The following is a 15,590-nucleotide window of genomic DNA, read 5'->3' as shown; positions in this document are numbered from 1 at the left end:
TTTATGAAGAACTTAATAATCCTCGTATTTACTTTTTTGAATGTTTTATTCATAAATGTCTCTGCCCAATCAAAGAACACTGATTTTAAGGTTAAAGGCTTTCATTTGGACCTAAGGGTTCAAGTGATGAAAATACCGGCATTAAAATCATTTGCAAAGCAATTGAAGGATGGGGGTATGAATACATTAATTATGGAATGGGAGGCTACTTATCCATTCAAAAACCATCCTTTGATCCCTAATCAATTCGCATATACTAGGGAGGAAGTTATTGATTTCGTGAATTATTGTGAAAACTTAGGAATTGATGTGATTCCACTTCAACAAAGTTTTGGTCATGTGGAGTATATCTTACGTCATTATCGATATAAGGAACTCCGTGAGGATCAAAAGGATTATTCGCAGATAAATCCTCTTAAAGAAGACCTGGCGAAAGAATTGTTTAGAGATCTATTCAATGATTTGATCAGTACACATCAATCAGAATATATCCATATTGGTGGAGATGAAACTTACTTACTTGGACATTCTAAGGAATCGCAAAAGAAAGTTGCAGAATTTGGTAAGGGAAGGCTTTATGGTGATTATATAAAACTTCTTTGTGAATTGGTCGTAAGTTTGGGCAAAAGACCTGTACTATGGGCAGATATTGCCATGAAATATCCCGACGCACTTAAAGGTTTACCAAAAGAAACAATCTTTGTGGATTGGAATTATGGTTGGGACATCAATATGTTCGGTAAACATAGTAATCTTTTGCAGTCTGGGTTTGAGATTTGGGGGGCTCCATCTTTAAGGTCACATCCTGATAATTATTATATCACCCAATGGGAAAAACATTTCAGAAATATCCGTGAATTTATTCCCTTGGCACGTGGTTTTGGATATCAAGGCATGGTCATCACATCCTGGTCAACATCCGGGTTGTATTCCAGTTTATGGGAATCCCCAAAAGATTTAGTTGAACTGTATCCTATTCGTCGCGTTTACCCATTATCTGGATTCAACCTCTTGATTTCAGCCTACTTTGAAGCGATGAAAAGTGATAGGCCATTAAAGGTTGACAACTTTGTTTTAGACTATGCCAAAAGGCAATATGGATTCAATGACCAAGAATCAAAACGATTCTGGAAAGCTCTTCAGGCCAATCCTTATGAAATAAATCAAGGTGTAGTTGGATCCTCCGATTTGACCATTCAAACTATAAAAGATAGTGCAGAATGGGTCCTGAGGGAATTGAAGGAATTAAACCCTAAAAACAATAAAACAGAATATGCTCATTACCCCTTAATGGCAGAAATCCGAGCCCAATACCTTAGTTATATGCTAATTGAACAGCAATTGAACCTAGCTGATTTTGATTCCGCAAAGCTACCTGCCATAATACAAGAATTAAAAGGAATTTTGGATAATAACCTGGATGAGCGTTTTGAAAAACTGAATGGTGACTTTATTTATACTCGTGAAATTCAGGATGAACATGATCTTAGAAATAGGAAAGTACGCCTCTTGTACGAGCGATTAACAAGAATGGGAAAAAGCGATTAAAACCTTGGGTCATGAAGAATTATCAGGAAGTTTCAGTTCAATCCTTGACAACAGGACAGAAAAGAATGTCGGTATTGATCATTGCAATCATGTTTTTTGTTTTTGGTTTTGTAACCTGGATAAATGCCATTCTGATTCCCTATTTCAAATTAGCGTTTGAATTAAATCATTTTGAATCCTATCTAGTTGCATTTGCATTTTACATTGCCTATCTCGTGATGTCTTTACCTGCTGGATACCTCTTAAATAGATTTGGTTTTAAAACTGGGATGATGTTGGGTTTTTTTGTGATGTCAGTTGGCGCCTTCTTATTTATTCCAGCTGGTGCCGTCAGATCATACCCTTTATTCCTTCTTGGATTATTCACTTTAGGTATTGGTCTTTCAGTCCTACAAACAGCTGCGAATCCTTATGTGACGATATTGGGAGATAAAGAGCGAGCCGCCCAACGATTTAGTATCATGGGGATCTGTAATAAAATGGCTGGCATTATTGCTCCATTATTGTTCGCGGCTATTATTCTTAAGCCGGAAGATAAAGAATACTTTGAATCAATTCTGACCTTATCTCCCCAGGAAAAAAATCTTGCTCTAAATGGATTGACACAAAGGGTCATGGTTCCGTATGGGATTGTGGGCGTCGTGTTAATCGGATTGGGCTTATTGATCAAATTTTCGCCATTACCTGAAATAAATACTTCAGAGGATGGGAAATCTGATCTATCTGATGCTAAAGCAAAGCCCAATATCTTCGCTTTTCCTCATTTGGTTTTAGGAAGTGTTGCTATATTTTTTCACGTTGGTTCCCAAGTAATTGCGGTAGATAGTATCATTAATTATGCTCAACATCATGGCTTAAGCTTCTATGATGCCAAAACTTTTCCTTCATATACGCTTACTGCTACGATTATAGGGTATTTATTGGGGATCTTTTTGATCCCGAAATACATCAACCAATTATCGGCCTTGAAATTCTGCACCTGCTTTGGTCTGATATTATCTACAGGGATTTTATTCTTTAATGGGGAAATTAATCTTTTGGGTTATCAGACGGATGTTTCCGTCTGGTTCTTGGTTTTATTAGGTTTCGCCAATTCGATGATATGGGCTGGAGTATGGCCGTTAGCCTTATCAGATTTGGGTAAATATCTTAAAATTGGCGCTTCGTTATTGGTAATGGCCCTGTGTGGAAATGCTATCCTACCGATGCTGTATGGGTATTTTGCTGATTATATGGGTCTGCGGGAAGCCTATTGGGTATTAATACCATGTTACGCATATCTCATTTATTATGCTTTTCACGGATATAAACTCAGAAACTGGAAAACTTAATATTTATCCCTGTCGCTCGACTCCCGAAGGATAAGTTCGGTTTTTATTAAAATTTCTTGGTAATCGGTGTGTTCGAAATCAGGGTCTTCAATTTGCTGGATAAGAAGTTTCGATGCTACTTTGCCCATGGAATAAGCATTATCGTCTATACTGGATAATTGGGGGTCAACAACCTTGGAAATAGGGTAATTACTAAAACCTATAATCGCGATATCCTTTGGGATTTGAAATCCCAATTTTTTAAAAACTTGTATAGCTGCTGCGGCAGTATAATCATTTGCACAAACTAATCCGTCTATTTTCATATTCGAATTAGCCAAAGATTGAGCCAGCTCCAAACCCTCCTCATAACTCAAATGCTTGGCTTCCTTTATCAATTCTTCTTGTACAGTTAATCCTTGCTGAAGTAATGCATCTTTATATCCTTGTAAACGAGATTGGAAAATGCCTACCGATTGGTCTCCAGAAATATGTGCAACCTGCTTACAGCCTATTTGAATTAGATGTTCAGTTGCCTTAAAGGATGCTTCATGATCATTGATCATCACCTTGTTGGTTTTTAAACCTGTTGCATTTCTGTCATATACCACCAAGGGGATATTGGCTTTTTTTAACTTTTTGAGATGTTCATAGCGATGTGTTTCTAAACCAGGACAAATTATTAATCCGGCAGCCAAAGAACTCTCCAGCATTTGCACAATCTCCTTTTCTTTTTTGTAATTATCCTGGGATTGAAAAATGGTTATTTGATAGCCGTTTTTATAAGCATAGTCTTCAATTCCACTAATTACTTTGGAATGAAAATCAATATCAATTCTTGGGCAAATCACCCCGATGGACTTTGTTTTTTTACTCCGGAAACTGGAAGCTATGGGGTCGATTGAAAAACCTAATTCCTTAACTTTTTCATTCACCATTTTTTTAGTAGCCTCACTGATCGCGGGATGATTCGATAAAACGCGGGAAACGGTTGAAGTCGAAACGTTCAATGCTTTTGCTATATCTTTTATGGTAATCCTTGGGGAATCTGCCTGTTTCATCCTTAAAAATTTATGGAACCTAATTTAATGTAATTTTTCTGTTATTCAAATTTATGAATCATATTGATTAATGCAATTGATTGCATTAAAATATGTGTATAATTAATTTATAACCATAAAATAACGCAACGTGATATTTATTTTAATGCAAACATTTGCATAAATTATCTTAAAATCATAACTTGCTTACATAAACAAACAGATTGTAAACCTTTAATCTGAAATTATGATGATAACCACCCACCGATTTATGATTAAATTGGAAAGTCGAGTAGTTAGCAAAATACTCTTTCTCTTAGGATTGATTTTGTTAGCCTTCTTTACTGCCCAGGCGCAGACCAAAACTATTACAGGATATGTTAAGGATAGCAATAATGCTGGTTTGGCCGGAGTAACCGTCCAAGTCGCAGGCAGCTCTAAAGCAACAAGTACAAATGATCAAGGCTATTTTGAAATGACCAATATTTCTGTTGGTCAAGAATTGATATTCAGCTTTCAAGGATTTACCGAAAAACGTGTTACTGTCCAAAACCAAACTATTCTTCAAGTCACTTTAGAATCCAGTTCTACAGTCATTGAAGAAACAGTTGTAGTAGGGTATGGTCGCCAAAAGAAAAGAAACCTGACTGGATCAATTGTTTCGGTCGGTTCCAATGAGATTGAAAAAACCAGTTTACAAGATCCTATTTCCATTCTTCAAGGTCGTGCTGCCGGTGTTCAGATATCTTCAAACTCCGGTGCACCAGGATCAGAAATGATGATTCGTGTGAGAGGAAATTCTTCTTTGAACTCAGGCAATAATCCATTGTTTGTCGTTGATGGCATTCCAATTGAGTCAAATTCTATCTCCTCCTTAAATGGTACAGAAAACTTCGGCCTCAATCCTTTGGCAGATATCAACCCAAGTGATATTGCATCCATAGAGATATTAAAAGATGCAGCTTCCACAGCTATTTATGGTTCTAGGGCTGCAAATGGGGTTGTTATGATCACGACTAAGCGAGGTGCTGAAGGGAAACCTGAAGTCCTTGTCAATGCTACAACGGGCATTAGTAACCTCACCCGTAAATTAAGCGTGCTTAATGCTGCCCAATATAGAGAAGCTGTCTTGGATTCTTACTTTGCCCTACCAAATCCAGAAGAACCGTATTATACCATAATTGATTCTTTAAACCCAATGAACAATGGTGATGTAGATTGGCAGGATGAATTGATGCGTACAGCGAAGCAATATAAAATTGATGTTGCAGTAAGAGGTGGTACCAAAGCGGCAAAATATGCTTGGAGCACATCCTATTTAGATCAAGATGGGATAATTCTAAATTCGAATTACAAAAGGTTTACTTCCAGATTGAATGTTGATTTTGATCTAACGGATTACCTTAGAATAGGCCAAAGTATTTCTTATACCAATGGGGTGAACAATCGGACCAATGCTGCAGGAACAGGGAATTTAAGTATCATTCGAAGTTTATTGGTTAGACCTCCAAACATGTCCATGTACTTACCAGACGGTTCCTTGAATGGTTATATGATCGGTATGCGCAATCCAGTTGGAATGGCATTATATGCCACTAACCTCAACAAAAGCAATCGTATAATAGGAAGTCAATATGTAGAGGCTGATATATTTAAAGACCTGAAATTCAGATCAAATTTTAACTTGGATTATATATCCATGAAAGAGGAAGAATTTATGCCTTCGATATTAGATTATCGTGAGGGATATAATACAGGAGGGGTAAGAAATATTGGTAATCTCACTTGGGGAAATGAAAGTTATTTCACCTACCAAAAGAGTTTGGAGAATGTACATAATTTTGGAGGGGTTTTGGGTATGAGTTTCCAGAAGTGGCGATTTGATCGTACGGGACTTGATGGAATGTTCTTTCCAAGTGATGATATCAGAACGCTGAATGCCGCATCGGTCATTTCTAACCAAGGAGTGAATGTGGCTTCCGAACACGCCATGTTATCCTATTTTGGACGTGCTACCTATGATTATAGAGGTAAATACCTTTTAGAATTCAATCTACGAGCAGATGGATCATCCCGATTTGGTAGAGATAATCAATTTGGATTTTTTCCATCTGCCTCCGCCGGGTGGAGATTTAAGGATGAAGAAATGCTTAAAGATGCCAGTTGGTTAAGTGATGGTAAATTGAGGTTTAGTTTAGGAAGTACTGGTAATGAAGCGATTGGAGATTACACTTCACAGGGTGAATTTACCTTAGGAACGAATTACCTTGATTTTTCAGGAGCATCGCCTACTGTTATGCCAAATGCGAGTTTGAGTTGGGAGACAACGACACAATATAACCTTGGTCTGGAATTGGGCTTTTGGAACAATCGGGTTTTATTTACGACAGAAGCGTATTTAAAGCAAACACGTGATTTATTATATAATGTACCAATTCCAAATACTACAGGTTTCGAGTTTATTACTCAGAACATTGGAAATATTGAAAACAAAGGCTTAGAGTTTAGCTTACAAACTAAAAACTTACAAGGTGCATTCACCTGGAATACAGGTCTTAATATAAGTTTGAACCGGAATAAAGTAGCATCTTTGCCAGAAAACTTATTGACGAATGGGTATATCCAAAATGGGACATATCATATTTTACAAGAAGGACTGCCAATCGGTGTATTTTATGGATGGCGTTTTATGGGCGTATATGCGCGTGATGAAGATAATGTAAACAAAGTTACTCATGGTGCTAGCGGACCTGTTTTTGTGGGCGGTGATCCCATTTGGAAGGATTTAAATGGAGATAATATCATCAATCAGGATGATCGTGAAATTATTGGTTATGCTGAACCAAAATTCTTTGGTGGTATTTCTAACGATTTTAGTTATAAAAATTTCCATCTCAATGTATTCTTTCAGTATTCCGTTGGAAATGAAATATATAGTGAATTGAACCATCAAAGAAACTCTGTTGTACGGTACAATAATCTTTCTACAGATGCACTTGACAGGTGGCGAGAGCAGGGAGATATCACTAATTTTCCAAGATTGATTAGGGACGATCCAAAGCAATCAGATTCACGTGTTCAAAGTAGGTGGGTAGAAGATGGTTCTTACATCAAGTTGAAAAATGTAAACCTACGTTATAGTCTGAAACCCGAATGGACCCAAAAAATTGGACTCAGAAAGGTTGACGCCTTTATTAATGCCAATAATTTAATCACTTGGACCAAATATACTGGTTTTGATCCTGATGTAAATTCGTATTCCGGACTTCGGGTGGGCCTGGATGAGGGGTCTTACCCGCAGAGCCGTACGTTTATGTTTGGTTTAACATTTGGACTTTAATTTGAATTATCATGAAACTATCATTTAAATATATCATAGCCGCCTTTGTTTTGAGTGCTTCAACTACTTCTTGTTCAAGTTTTTTGGATAAAGAACCTATCAGTAATTTTTCGGGACAAGGTTTTTATAAAAAACCTGCCGATGCACAGGCCGGAGTGAATGGCATTTATAATTCTTTACAATCTGTTTTTCGTATAAACTTTGCTTATTGGGGTGAAGGAAGGGCAGATAATGTAACTACAAGACATTCAGGAGATCCATTTGCCTTACAGCAAAACAATCTTACACCAATCATTAATTCTGCACGTTGGGATAATTTTTACACCTTGATTTCACGGGCTAATTATGCCATTAAATATATTCCTACGGTTTTTGAATCCGAAGATAGTGCATTAAGAAATCAATTATTGGGACAGGCTAGAGGACTCAGGGGATTGGCCTTCTTTTATTTAACCCGGATATGGGGTGATGTCCCCATCATTTTGGAACCATACGAAAGTATAGATCAGAATTTGTTCGTGGAAAGAAATAGTCAGGCCGATGTTCTAAAACAGGCTGAAGAAGATTTATTGTTTGCAGCGGCCAATTGTGCAGACAATTATACGGGGGATAGAAATAGAGTGTTTTTAACAAAAGGTGCTGCATATGCATTTCTTACCCAACTTGCCATGTGGGAAAAACAGTATGATAAAGCAGTAGGATATGCCGACAAAGTACTAGACGATAGCCAATTCAGTTTAGTTTCCATTAATGATTGGAATAGTATTTTCAATAAGGGAGCAAGCTCAGAAAGTATATTTGAAGTGGGTTATAATGAGGTTCAGACAAATTCTTTAAGAGTTTTATATGCTTTAGGTTCGGACTCTGATTATGTTCCAAGTTCAAAATTTATAGCTTCTTTTGAAGAAGGGGATTTAAGGAAAAATCTAATCTATGATGTGAAAGAAGTTCAACCGCGTAAAATATGGAAATTCTTTGGTGTGGGATTCAATGATGAAAGCCCTGACCCTTCAGGTAATAATATTGTTTTGACTCGATTAGCTGATATTATGCTGTTAAAAGCAGAAGCATTATCCAATCTTAACCAAACAGATGAGTCCTTAACACTCCTGAATAATATTAGAAGGAGAGCTGGATTGTCAATTATGGATTTGGAGGTGGCAAAAAATCTTTATGGTGATCTTACTTCTGCTATTTTACATGAACGATCTATTGAATTGTCCTTTGAAGGGCATCGATGGTTTGACCTCGTAAGAACAGGTAAAGCCATAAATACAATGAATCCTTTAAATGGACTATCAGACGAAAAAAATCTAGTATGGCCAATCCATGAGAATGCTTTATTAAGAAATCCGAAGCTCAATCAAAATGAATTCTACAAATAACCAATGAAAATTAATTTTATGAAAAAGTTAAAAAATACAATATCAATGGTGCTATTAGGTGTAGGATTAATTGGTATGCAATATAGCTGTGAAATACAGGAGAATTTTGATTATGTAAAAGGTCCTGATAATAGTAAACTTTCAGTTGATGCGCTAACCTTTATTTCAGAAAACGAATCTTTAAGTCTTTTAAAAGAAGCGATCATTAAAGCTGGGATGGAAAGCTTTTATAATGGATCGAAAGAATATACTTTTATTGCGCCTAACAACCAAGCATTTACAGCTTATCTAAAAGACAATGGTTATGCGTCTATAAATGATATTCCTTTACCGATTTTGAAGAATATGCTGAAATATCATATCGTAAATGGTACAGTAAATTTTAATGATCCAGCACTATCTGCAAGTAATAAACCAATTGCTTATAATACAGAGAATGGGCAAACGATGTTTCTTTCTCATAGTAGTACCTATGTTGGGATCATCAATGAAGGAACGAATAGCCAATGGCAGATCCGCACCTCCAATCTTGTCCCTACTAATGGAGTGATGCATGTGACCAATTTTATCACTTACTATTCCGCGCCAACAGGAGATGCAAATGCTGTAAACCCAAACCTTTTGTTAGATACCATTTTTCCTAAACACGATTCTTACATCAATGGAGGAATTGATTCGGATAAGAATTTCGGAACCACCAACCTGTTAAAAATTAAGAACGTTTCTGGAAATGGTGATTATGACCGTAAGGCAGTAATGATTTTTGACTTTAATGATTTTAAGAAAGAAGGTGTGGTTACAGATTTAAGGATGCAGTTGTCTGTTTCTTTTACACATGCCAAAGGGGTCGATCTAAATCTATTTGAAACACCTAATGCTAGTTGGACAGAGGCATCAATAAAATTTAACAATATGGTGTTTCCAACGAGTCCAAGAATTGCCTCCATAAAAACCAGTAAGGTTAGTTTTTTCAATTTTGATATAACAGATTATTATAAAAACGTCAATCCAGAGGGTTTAAAATCATTTATGTTGGATGGACAACCTGGCTCAGATGAAACCGATGAAATTGCATCAAAAGAACATGCCACCTTATTACCACCAATGATAATTGCTACATTGGCATCTGGAGATTCAGAATTGACTTTAGAAAACATAACTGATTTTAAAATTGAAAATGGCGGTGTATATGTACTTTCCAAGGATAATTTAGAAGTTTCTGGTGCATCAGCAGGTGATATTATTTACACCATTGAGGAGGCTCCAGTATTTGGCTGGTTATTAAAAGGTGCAGAAGTATTAAAGAAAGGCAGCAAATTTTCACAATTAGATTTAGATTTGAAGAATTTATTGTTCATTCATGATGGTGAACAAAATGGCACACAAACTATAAAATTGACTGCTAGAGATCGAGCAGGTGCTATTCTGGAAAATTTGGAATTAAAAATCACAGTGGAATAAGATGAAGAAAAACCTTTTTGTAGGCTCAGCAGGAGTCGGATTGTTGTTGTTAATGATGAATTGTGGAACCCAGGCGCCAGTTGTGGAAAAGCCAAAAGAGCCTACAGATCGTGTAATTAAATTCTCCGGATTTGATTGGATCGTAAGAAACGATATGGTCAAAAAAGGACCTGGCCCAAATTACTTTTCCAATTCGGAAGATAATGTTTGGATAGATAAGGAGGGAAAGCTGCACCTAAAAATCACGCAAAAAGATGGTAATTGGTATTGCGCGGGAATGTATTGTAAACAGCCTTTAGGTTATGGTAAATATACCTTTTATGTACATTCAGATATAACCTTATTAGACCAAAATGTTGTTTCTGGATTATTTACCTATTTAAATGATGTGGAGGAGATCGATATTGAGTTCTCGAAATGGTCAATCCCTGAAAATCAGAATGCACAATTTGCCATTCAACCCTCTGATAAAACAGGTAATAAACATCGTTTCCAGATTCCCAGTAACGCTGGTCCAACAAGACACAGTTTTGATTGGCAAGAAGATCAGATCAATTTTATCAGCCAGGTAAATTCTGATGCTGCTATTGCGCCCTATGCTGCTTGGAAATATACAGGACCGGATGTTCCAAAAGCCACAACGGAACGAATGCGCATTAACCTTTGGTTATTTAAGGGGCAGATGCCTTCCGATTTAAAAGAGCAAGAGATCGTCATCGATAGTGTTACGTTTAATAAAAATTAATGCATAAATCAACCTAACCCTTTTTAATAGAACATGGATGTAAATGAAAAAATGATGGCAGTTTTTGAAACGAAAGAAGCTGCAGGATTAGCCGCGGGTAAAGCTATTGAAATGCAGATTACGGACTTATTGAAAGTTCAGGAAGAAGTAAGGATCATATTTGCTGCTGCTCCCTCCCAAAATGAAACCTTGGATTACCTGGTCAATTCCACCAAAATCCCTTGGGAAAAGATAATCGCTTTTAACATGGATGAATATATTGGATTATCAGATGATGCGGAACAATTGTTTTCAAATTATTTAATGGAGCGCATATTTAACAAGGTCAAGGTAAAGAAACTTCATCTGATTGATTCTAAAAACTCGGTTGAGAATGAAATCAAACGAATGACCAATCTTATCCATAACGCGGTTATCGATATTATTATCTTAGGGATTGGACAGAATGGACATATCGCATTTAATGATCCCCCAGTGGCTAATTTTGAGGATTCTGCTGTTATTAAACAGGTGGAATTGGATCAGGTTTGTAGGCAGCAACAGGTGAACGACAAATGCTTTCTTACTATAGATGAGGTCCCTTCACATGCATTGACACTCACAATTCCTACTATTATGAGTGGTAAACATTTGTTCTGTATTGTTTCGGGTCAACATAAGTCAGAGGCTGTTTATCAAACCCTTCATGGTGAGATTTCCATTAATTGGCCATCTACAATTTTAAGAACTCACCCTGACTGTAAATTTTATTTCGATAAAAACGCCTATAATTACGGTTAACCGTAAGGATTGTTTTCTACTATGCTTTATCTTCGTATTATAGCAAGTACTTAACCAATCCATTATAAATATTCCTATTTATTAGGTAATAAAAAGATCAATGTCCATCATTGGTCTTTTTTGTTTTTAGCAAGCTTCTTGTTATCTTGTTTTATTAAAAACCTAAACCTAACGCTATGAACCTCAACCGCAGGGAATTTATTACAGGTACAGCTGCATTATTATCCTTGGCAGCTTTTGTTCAAGATGTTTTTGGATTGGAAAAAGCAGCTGGTAAAAAAGTGGCTTTGATTGGGACAGGCTGGTATGGAAAAAGCGATCTGTTTAGATTATTACAGGTGGCCGATGTAGAGGTGGTAGCTTTATGTGATGTGGACAAAAACCATTTGGAGGAGGCTGGAAGATTAGTCGCTGGAAAACAAAAATCCCAGAAAACACCCGCACTTTATGAAGACTATCGGAAATTATTGGCAGAGCATCAATTGGACATCGTGATCATAGGCACTCCAGATCATTGGCACGCTTTGATGGCTATAGCAGCGATAAAAAATGGTGCTCATGTTTATCTGCAAAAGCCGGTAAGTGTGGATGTGCTGGAAGGAGAAGCTGTTTTAGCGGCTGCGCGAAAGTATAAACGTAAAATACAGATCGGTACCCAGAGAAGAAGTACTGCCCATATGATCGATGCTAAGGAAAATATTATCGAAAAAGGTTTGCTAGGTAAAATTTCCCACGTAGAGATGTGTTGTTATTTTCATATGAAGAGCAATGCCAATCCTCCAGAACAACCCGTTCCGTCCTTTTTGAATTATGATTTATGGACAGGTCCAGCACCTTTAAGACCTTACGATGGCTTGCCACATGGCAGCTGGTGGCGGGCATTTATGGAATATGGTAATGGAATAACCGGGGATATGTGTGTGCACATGTTTGATACCGTGCGTTGGTTGTTAAAGTTGGGTTGGCCAAAACGTATTTCGGCAACGGGTGGAATTTATGTGCAAAAAGATGCAAAATCAAACATTGCAGACACCCAAACGGCCATATTTGAATATGATGATTTAAATTGTGTTTGGAACCATCGAACTTGGGGAGCTCCTGCCGATCCCGCCTATCCTTGGTCTTTTATTATTTATGGAGATAAGGGAACATTAAAAGGAAATACCATGAAATACGAATTCATACCCCATGGGAAAGGTGAGCGTATTTTAAGAGAGGTGTTGTTCGAAAGGGAAAAATTCCCAGAAGACCTTAAAGAACCCCGTATCGAATTAAATGCAGCACCTGCTACTAGAGGACAAATGATGAACCTATTGACCGCTATCGAAAAAGATCATTTACCTGTTGCCGATATCGAAGAAGGACATATATCCTCCGCATCCTGTATCCTTGCCAATATTTCCATGGAACTCAATAGACCACTTATATATGACCCAATAAAGAAAAAAATCGTAAATGATCCAGAGGCTACCAAAAAATTGAAAAGAACCTATAGAAAAGGATGGGAGCATCCGTATGATAGCTGGATAAAAGGAAAGGTCTAACGGAATTTCAGATTAATGTCTTGGATGATTTCCATCATCCTGGTTTTTAATATGGCTGGTTCTAACACCTCGATATGATCGGCAAACATCAATAACCAACGAGGAAACTCGTGTTCAATATCCCTGCAATCGAACTGCATGATAAAATGGTCATCCTTCTTTTCTTCCGAAATATAGCCATAATGGTTTCTTTGCCATCTGACATGTGGGGCCATTTCTTTGCTTACTTTAATCCGAACTTTTGATCTTTCATAGGTCGTAGGTGGATTCAGGGCTATATACTCTTCCATACTTAGGTGCTCTTTGGAAAAATCAGATTCCAACAAATTAACTTCCATAACCCGGTCACTGCGGAATTGTCTATAATCCTTGCGGACTAAACAATAAGCAATAATATACCAATAGCCAATTTCATGAAGAACCCCTAAAGGTTCTATAGTTCTATCGTTGGCTTGATCATCTTTGATGCCTTGGTATAGTATTCGGAGCTGTCTTTTCTGGGCAATCGAAGTCAGGGTCGCATTTAAAAGTTGCGGAGCATGATTGGAAAAAATGGGATTATCCTGTTTTTTCATGATGATCTGTCCCTGCATATGCTCCAACATTTCTTGGTCATGTGATTTCAGAATGGCTTTTATTTTCATCATTGCAGAGCCATAATGCCGACTTGTGCTGTTATCAAAGAATTTCTCCGCCAATTTCTCGGTAGCCACAAAACTTAAAGCTTCTTCTTTATTGAAACTGACCGGCGGGAGGTTATAGCCATTCATGATGGAATAGCCGGTTCCAGCCTCGCCAATGATCGGGACTCCAGCTTGTTCTAAACTCTTCATATCCCGATAAATGGTTCGTAAGCTTACCTCAAATCGATCCGCCAAATCTTGCGCCTTTACGATTCTCTTGGACTGTAATTGAATTAGAATTTCAACAATACGGTCGAACCTTTTCTTTAAGTCGATGGACATAAGATGTTAAATATCACTTAATTTGAAAGTGTCCTTTAAACGAATTCCTTTTTCAGTATATTGTAGCGTACAGCATTCATGTTCAGCATCATGTTCCAGAAATAGGATGTATTCATTATCCACAATTTCTTTCCAATAATCCTGTCTTTCCTGCATGGTTACCAAAGGTCGTACATCATAGCCCATAACATAAGGAATTGGAATATGACCAACCGATGGAAGAAGATCGGCCATGTACAGAATGGTCTTATCCTTATATTTCATCTGCGGCAACATCATGGCTTCGGTATGGCCATTGGCAAATCTCATGAAGATGTCGCTGTCGTAAACAGGGTTATTTTCATCAATAAATTTCAATTGCCCACTCTCCGAGATGGGTAGGATATTTTCTTTCAAGAAGGATGCCTTTTCCCTTGGATTAGGATTGACTGCCCAATCCCAATGTTTTTCATTTGACCAAAATTCAGCATTCTTAAATGCAGGGGACAAGCGGTCTCCTTCGCGGATTATAGCACCCCCACAATGGTCGAAATGAAGATGGGTAAGAATTACATCGGTAATATCATCCCGATGAAAACCGTGTTTCTTTAGGGATCCATCCAAGGTATCATTTCCATGAAGGTAATAGTGGGAAAAGAATTTATCGTCCTGTTTATCCCCAAGACCAGTATCCACCAATGTTAATCGGTTTCCATGTTCTATCAGGAGCAATCGAGTCGCCCAAGTACATAGGTTGTTAGCATCTGCAGGATTAGTCCTCTGCCATAAGGATTTCGGTACTACACCAAACATCGCCCCACCATCTAATTTGAAAAACCCGGTATCGATACTGTATAAATTCATCTTCTGCGTTTATTTGAATATAAATTTGCTGTTTTAAAAGCAGAATGACAAGTTTGTTTTTATTTTGGGTTACTTCCTGTAATAATAATTTCAAGTAATCCCCGTCATTGCGAGGAGGCACTACACATCCGTCATCGTAAGTTTGTAAGTAAGTTATAGGAATTAAAGAGACAGAATATAATTTTGTATTTCATTTAGGATACAGCGAGAGAGGGAGTAAGATTTTTAATCGTCATTGGTCCTTGAGAGACCCTTCGCAATGTTAATCCCCCCTCTCTTATTCCTATCATAAACTTGGACAGTTCATTAGGCCAGGAGCCTGTTTTTTTTCGATTGATAAGTTATGATAAGAGCTGCTGTAATCCACAAATATGATATACAAATATGGTAACAGGTATTGATTGTTCAAAGGATTATTTTGACATTTCTGTCCAATCGGGAGAGAAAGAGGTTTTCAAGGGTCGTTTCCGTAACGACCAAGCGGGTTTTGTGGAGGCCCTGGGCCACATGCACGGCAGCCATATAGCGATGGAGGCCACCGGTCCCTATTACTTCCGCCTGGCAAGGTTCCTCTGGGAAAGGGATGAACGTGTCTCGGTCATCAACCCCCTTGTCATCAGGCGTTTTTC

The 15,590-nt window shown here is 37.5% G+C and carries 12 protein-coding genes; 9 read left to right on the top strand and 3 right to left on the bottom strand.

The genetic code is table 11. From position 1 onward, the window contains the following. Positions 1 to 3 precede the first annotated feature (3 nt). Both CRJ00_RS09700 and CRJ00_RS09695 read left to right on the top strand, forming a co-directional pair. Positions 4 to 1,548 carry a beta-N-acetylhexosaminidase gene (locus tag CRJ00_RS09700; RefSeq protein WP_099366678.1) on the top strand — a complete coding sequence of 515 codons (1,545 nt, stop codon included), beginning with the start codon at positions 4 to 6 and terminating at the stop codon, positions 1,546 to 1,548. A gap of 11 nt (positions 1,549 to 1,559) precedes the next feature. Beyond that, the gene (locus CRJ00_RS09695; RefSeq protein ID WP_099366677.1) at positions 1,560 to 2,879 is read left to right on the top strand and encodes a sugar MFS transporter; all 1,320 of its coding nucleotides are present in this window, start codon (positions 1,560 to 1,562) and stop codon (positions 2,877 to 2,879) included. Here CRJ00_RS09695 and CRJ00_RS09690 read toward each other — a convergent pair. Continuing rightward, positions 2,876 to 3,919 (bottom strand): LacI family DNA-binding transcriptional regulator, encoded by a 1,044-nt coding sequence (locus CRJ00_RS09690; RefSeq protein ID WP_099366676.1) that lies wholly within the window; start codon positions 3,917 to 3,919, stop codon positions 2,876 to 2,878. The genes CRJ00_RS09695 and CRJ00_RS09690 overlap by 4 nt on opposite strands. Before the next feature lie 226 nt (positions 3,920 to 4,145). Here CRJ00_RS09690 and CRJ00_RS09685 point away from each other — a divergent pair, with 226 nt between their 5' ends. From CRJ00_RS09685 to CRJ00_RS09660, 6 genes are all read left to right on the top strand, one after another. After that, positions 4,146 to 7,238, top strand: a complete 3,093-nt coding sequence (locus CRJ00_RS09685) for a SusC/RagA family TonB-linked outer membrane protein (protein ID WP_099366675.1) — start codon at positions 4,146 to 4,148, stop codon at positions 7,236 to 7,238. An 11-nt stretch (positions 7,239 to 7,249) separates the two neighbouring features. Beyond that, complete coding sequence (locus CRJ00_RS09680) at positions 7,250 to 8,623, top strand: RagB/SusD family nutrient uptake outer membrane protein (RefSeq protein ID WP_099366674.1); 1,374 nt, start codon at positions 7,250 to 7,252, stop codon at positions 8,621 to 8,623. 18 nt (positions 8,624 to 8,641) lie between these two features. Further along, a complete protein-coding gene (locus CRJ00_RS09675; RefSeq protein ID WP_099366673.1) occupies positions 8,642 to 10,084 on the top strand; it encodes a CBM96 family carbohydrate-binding protein in 1,443 nt (480 codons plus the stop codon). Position 10,085: 1 nt separating this feature from the next. Beyond that, positions 10,086 to 10,829 (top strand): glycoside hydrolase family 16 protein, encoded by a 744-nt coding sequence (locus tag CRJ00_RS09670; protein ID WP_099366672.1) that lies wholly within the window; start codon positions 10,086 to 10,088, stop codon positions 10,827 to 10,829. A gap of 33 nt (positions 10,830 to 10,862) precedes the next feature. Further along, positions 10,863 to 11,609 carry a 6-phosphogluconolactonase gene (locus tag CRJ00_RS09665; RefSeq protein WP_099366671.1) on the top strand — a complete coding sequence of 249 codons (747 nt, stop codon included), beginning with the start codon at positions 10,863 to 10,865 and terminating at the stop codon, positions 11,607 to 11,609. A gap of 176 nt (positions 11,610 to 11,785) precedes the next feature. Further along, entirely contained in the window at positions 11,786 to 13,153 is a 1,368-nt protein-coding gene (locus tag CRJ00_RS09660; RefSeq protein WP_099366670.1) for a Gfo/Idh/MocA family protein, read from the top strand. On the opposite strand, the gene CRJ00_RS09655 is transcribed toward CRJ00_RS09660, so the two are convergent. Next, positions 13,150 to 14,118, bottom strand: a complete 969-nt coding sequence (locus CRJ00_RS09655) for a helix-turn-helix transcriptional regulator (RefSeq protein ID WP_099366669.1) — start codon at positions 14,116 to 14,118, stop codon at positions 13,150 to 13,152. The genes CRJ00_RS09660 and CRJ00_RS09655 overlap by 4 nt on opposite strands. Before the next feature lie 6 nt (positions 14,119 to 14,124). Further along, positions 14,125 to 14,961, bottom strand: coding sequence for an MBL fold metallo-hydrolase (locus tag CRJ00_RS09650; protein WP_099366668.1), 837 nt, complete (start codon positions 14,959 to 14,961; stop codon positions 14,125 to 14,127). 384 nt (positions 14,962 to 15,345) lie between these two features. On the opposite strand from CRJ00_RS09650, the gene CRJ00_RS09645 reads away from it, so the two are divergent. After that, the coding region (locus tag CRJ00_RS09645) for an IS110 family transposase (protein ID WP_144038139.1) at positions 15,346 to 15,590 on the top strand (245 nt) is incomplete at its 3' end.

The sequence above is a fragment of the Sphingobacterium sp. 1.A.4 genome (genome assembly GCF_002734245.1).
Classification (GTDB): domain Bacteria; phylum Bacteroidota; class Bacteroidia; order Sphingobacteriales; family Sphingobacteriaceae; genus Sphingobacterium; species Sphingobacterium tenebrionis.
The sequence above is the reverse complement of the archived record's forward strand: the minus strand, read 5'-3'. Positions and strand labels throughout refer to the sequence as shown.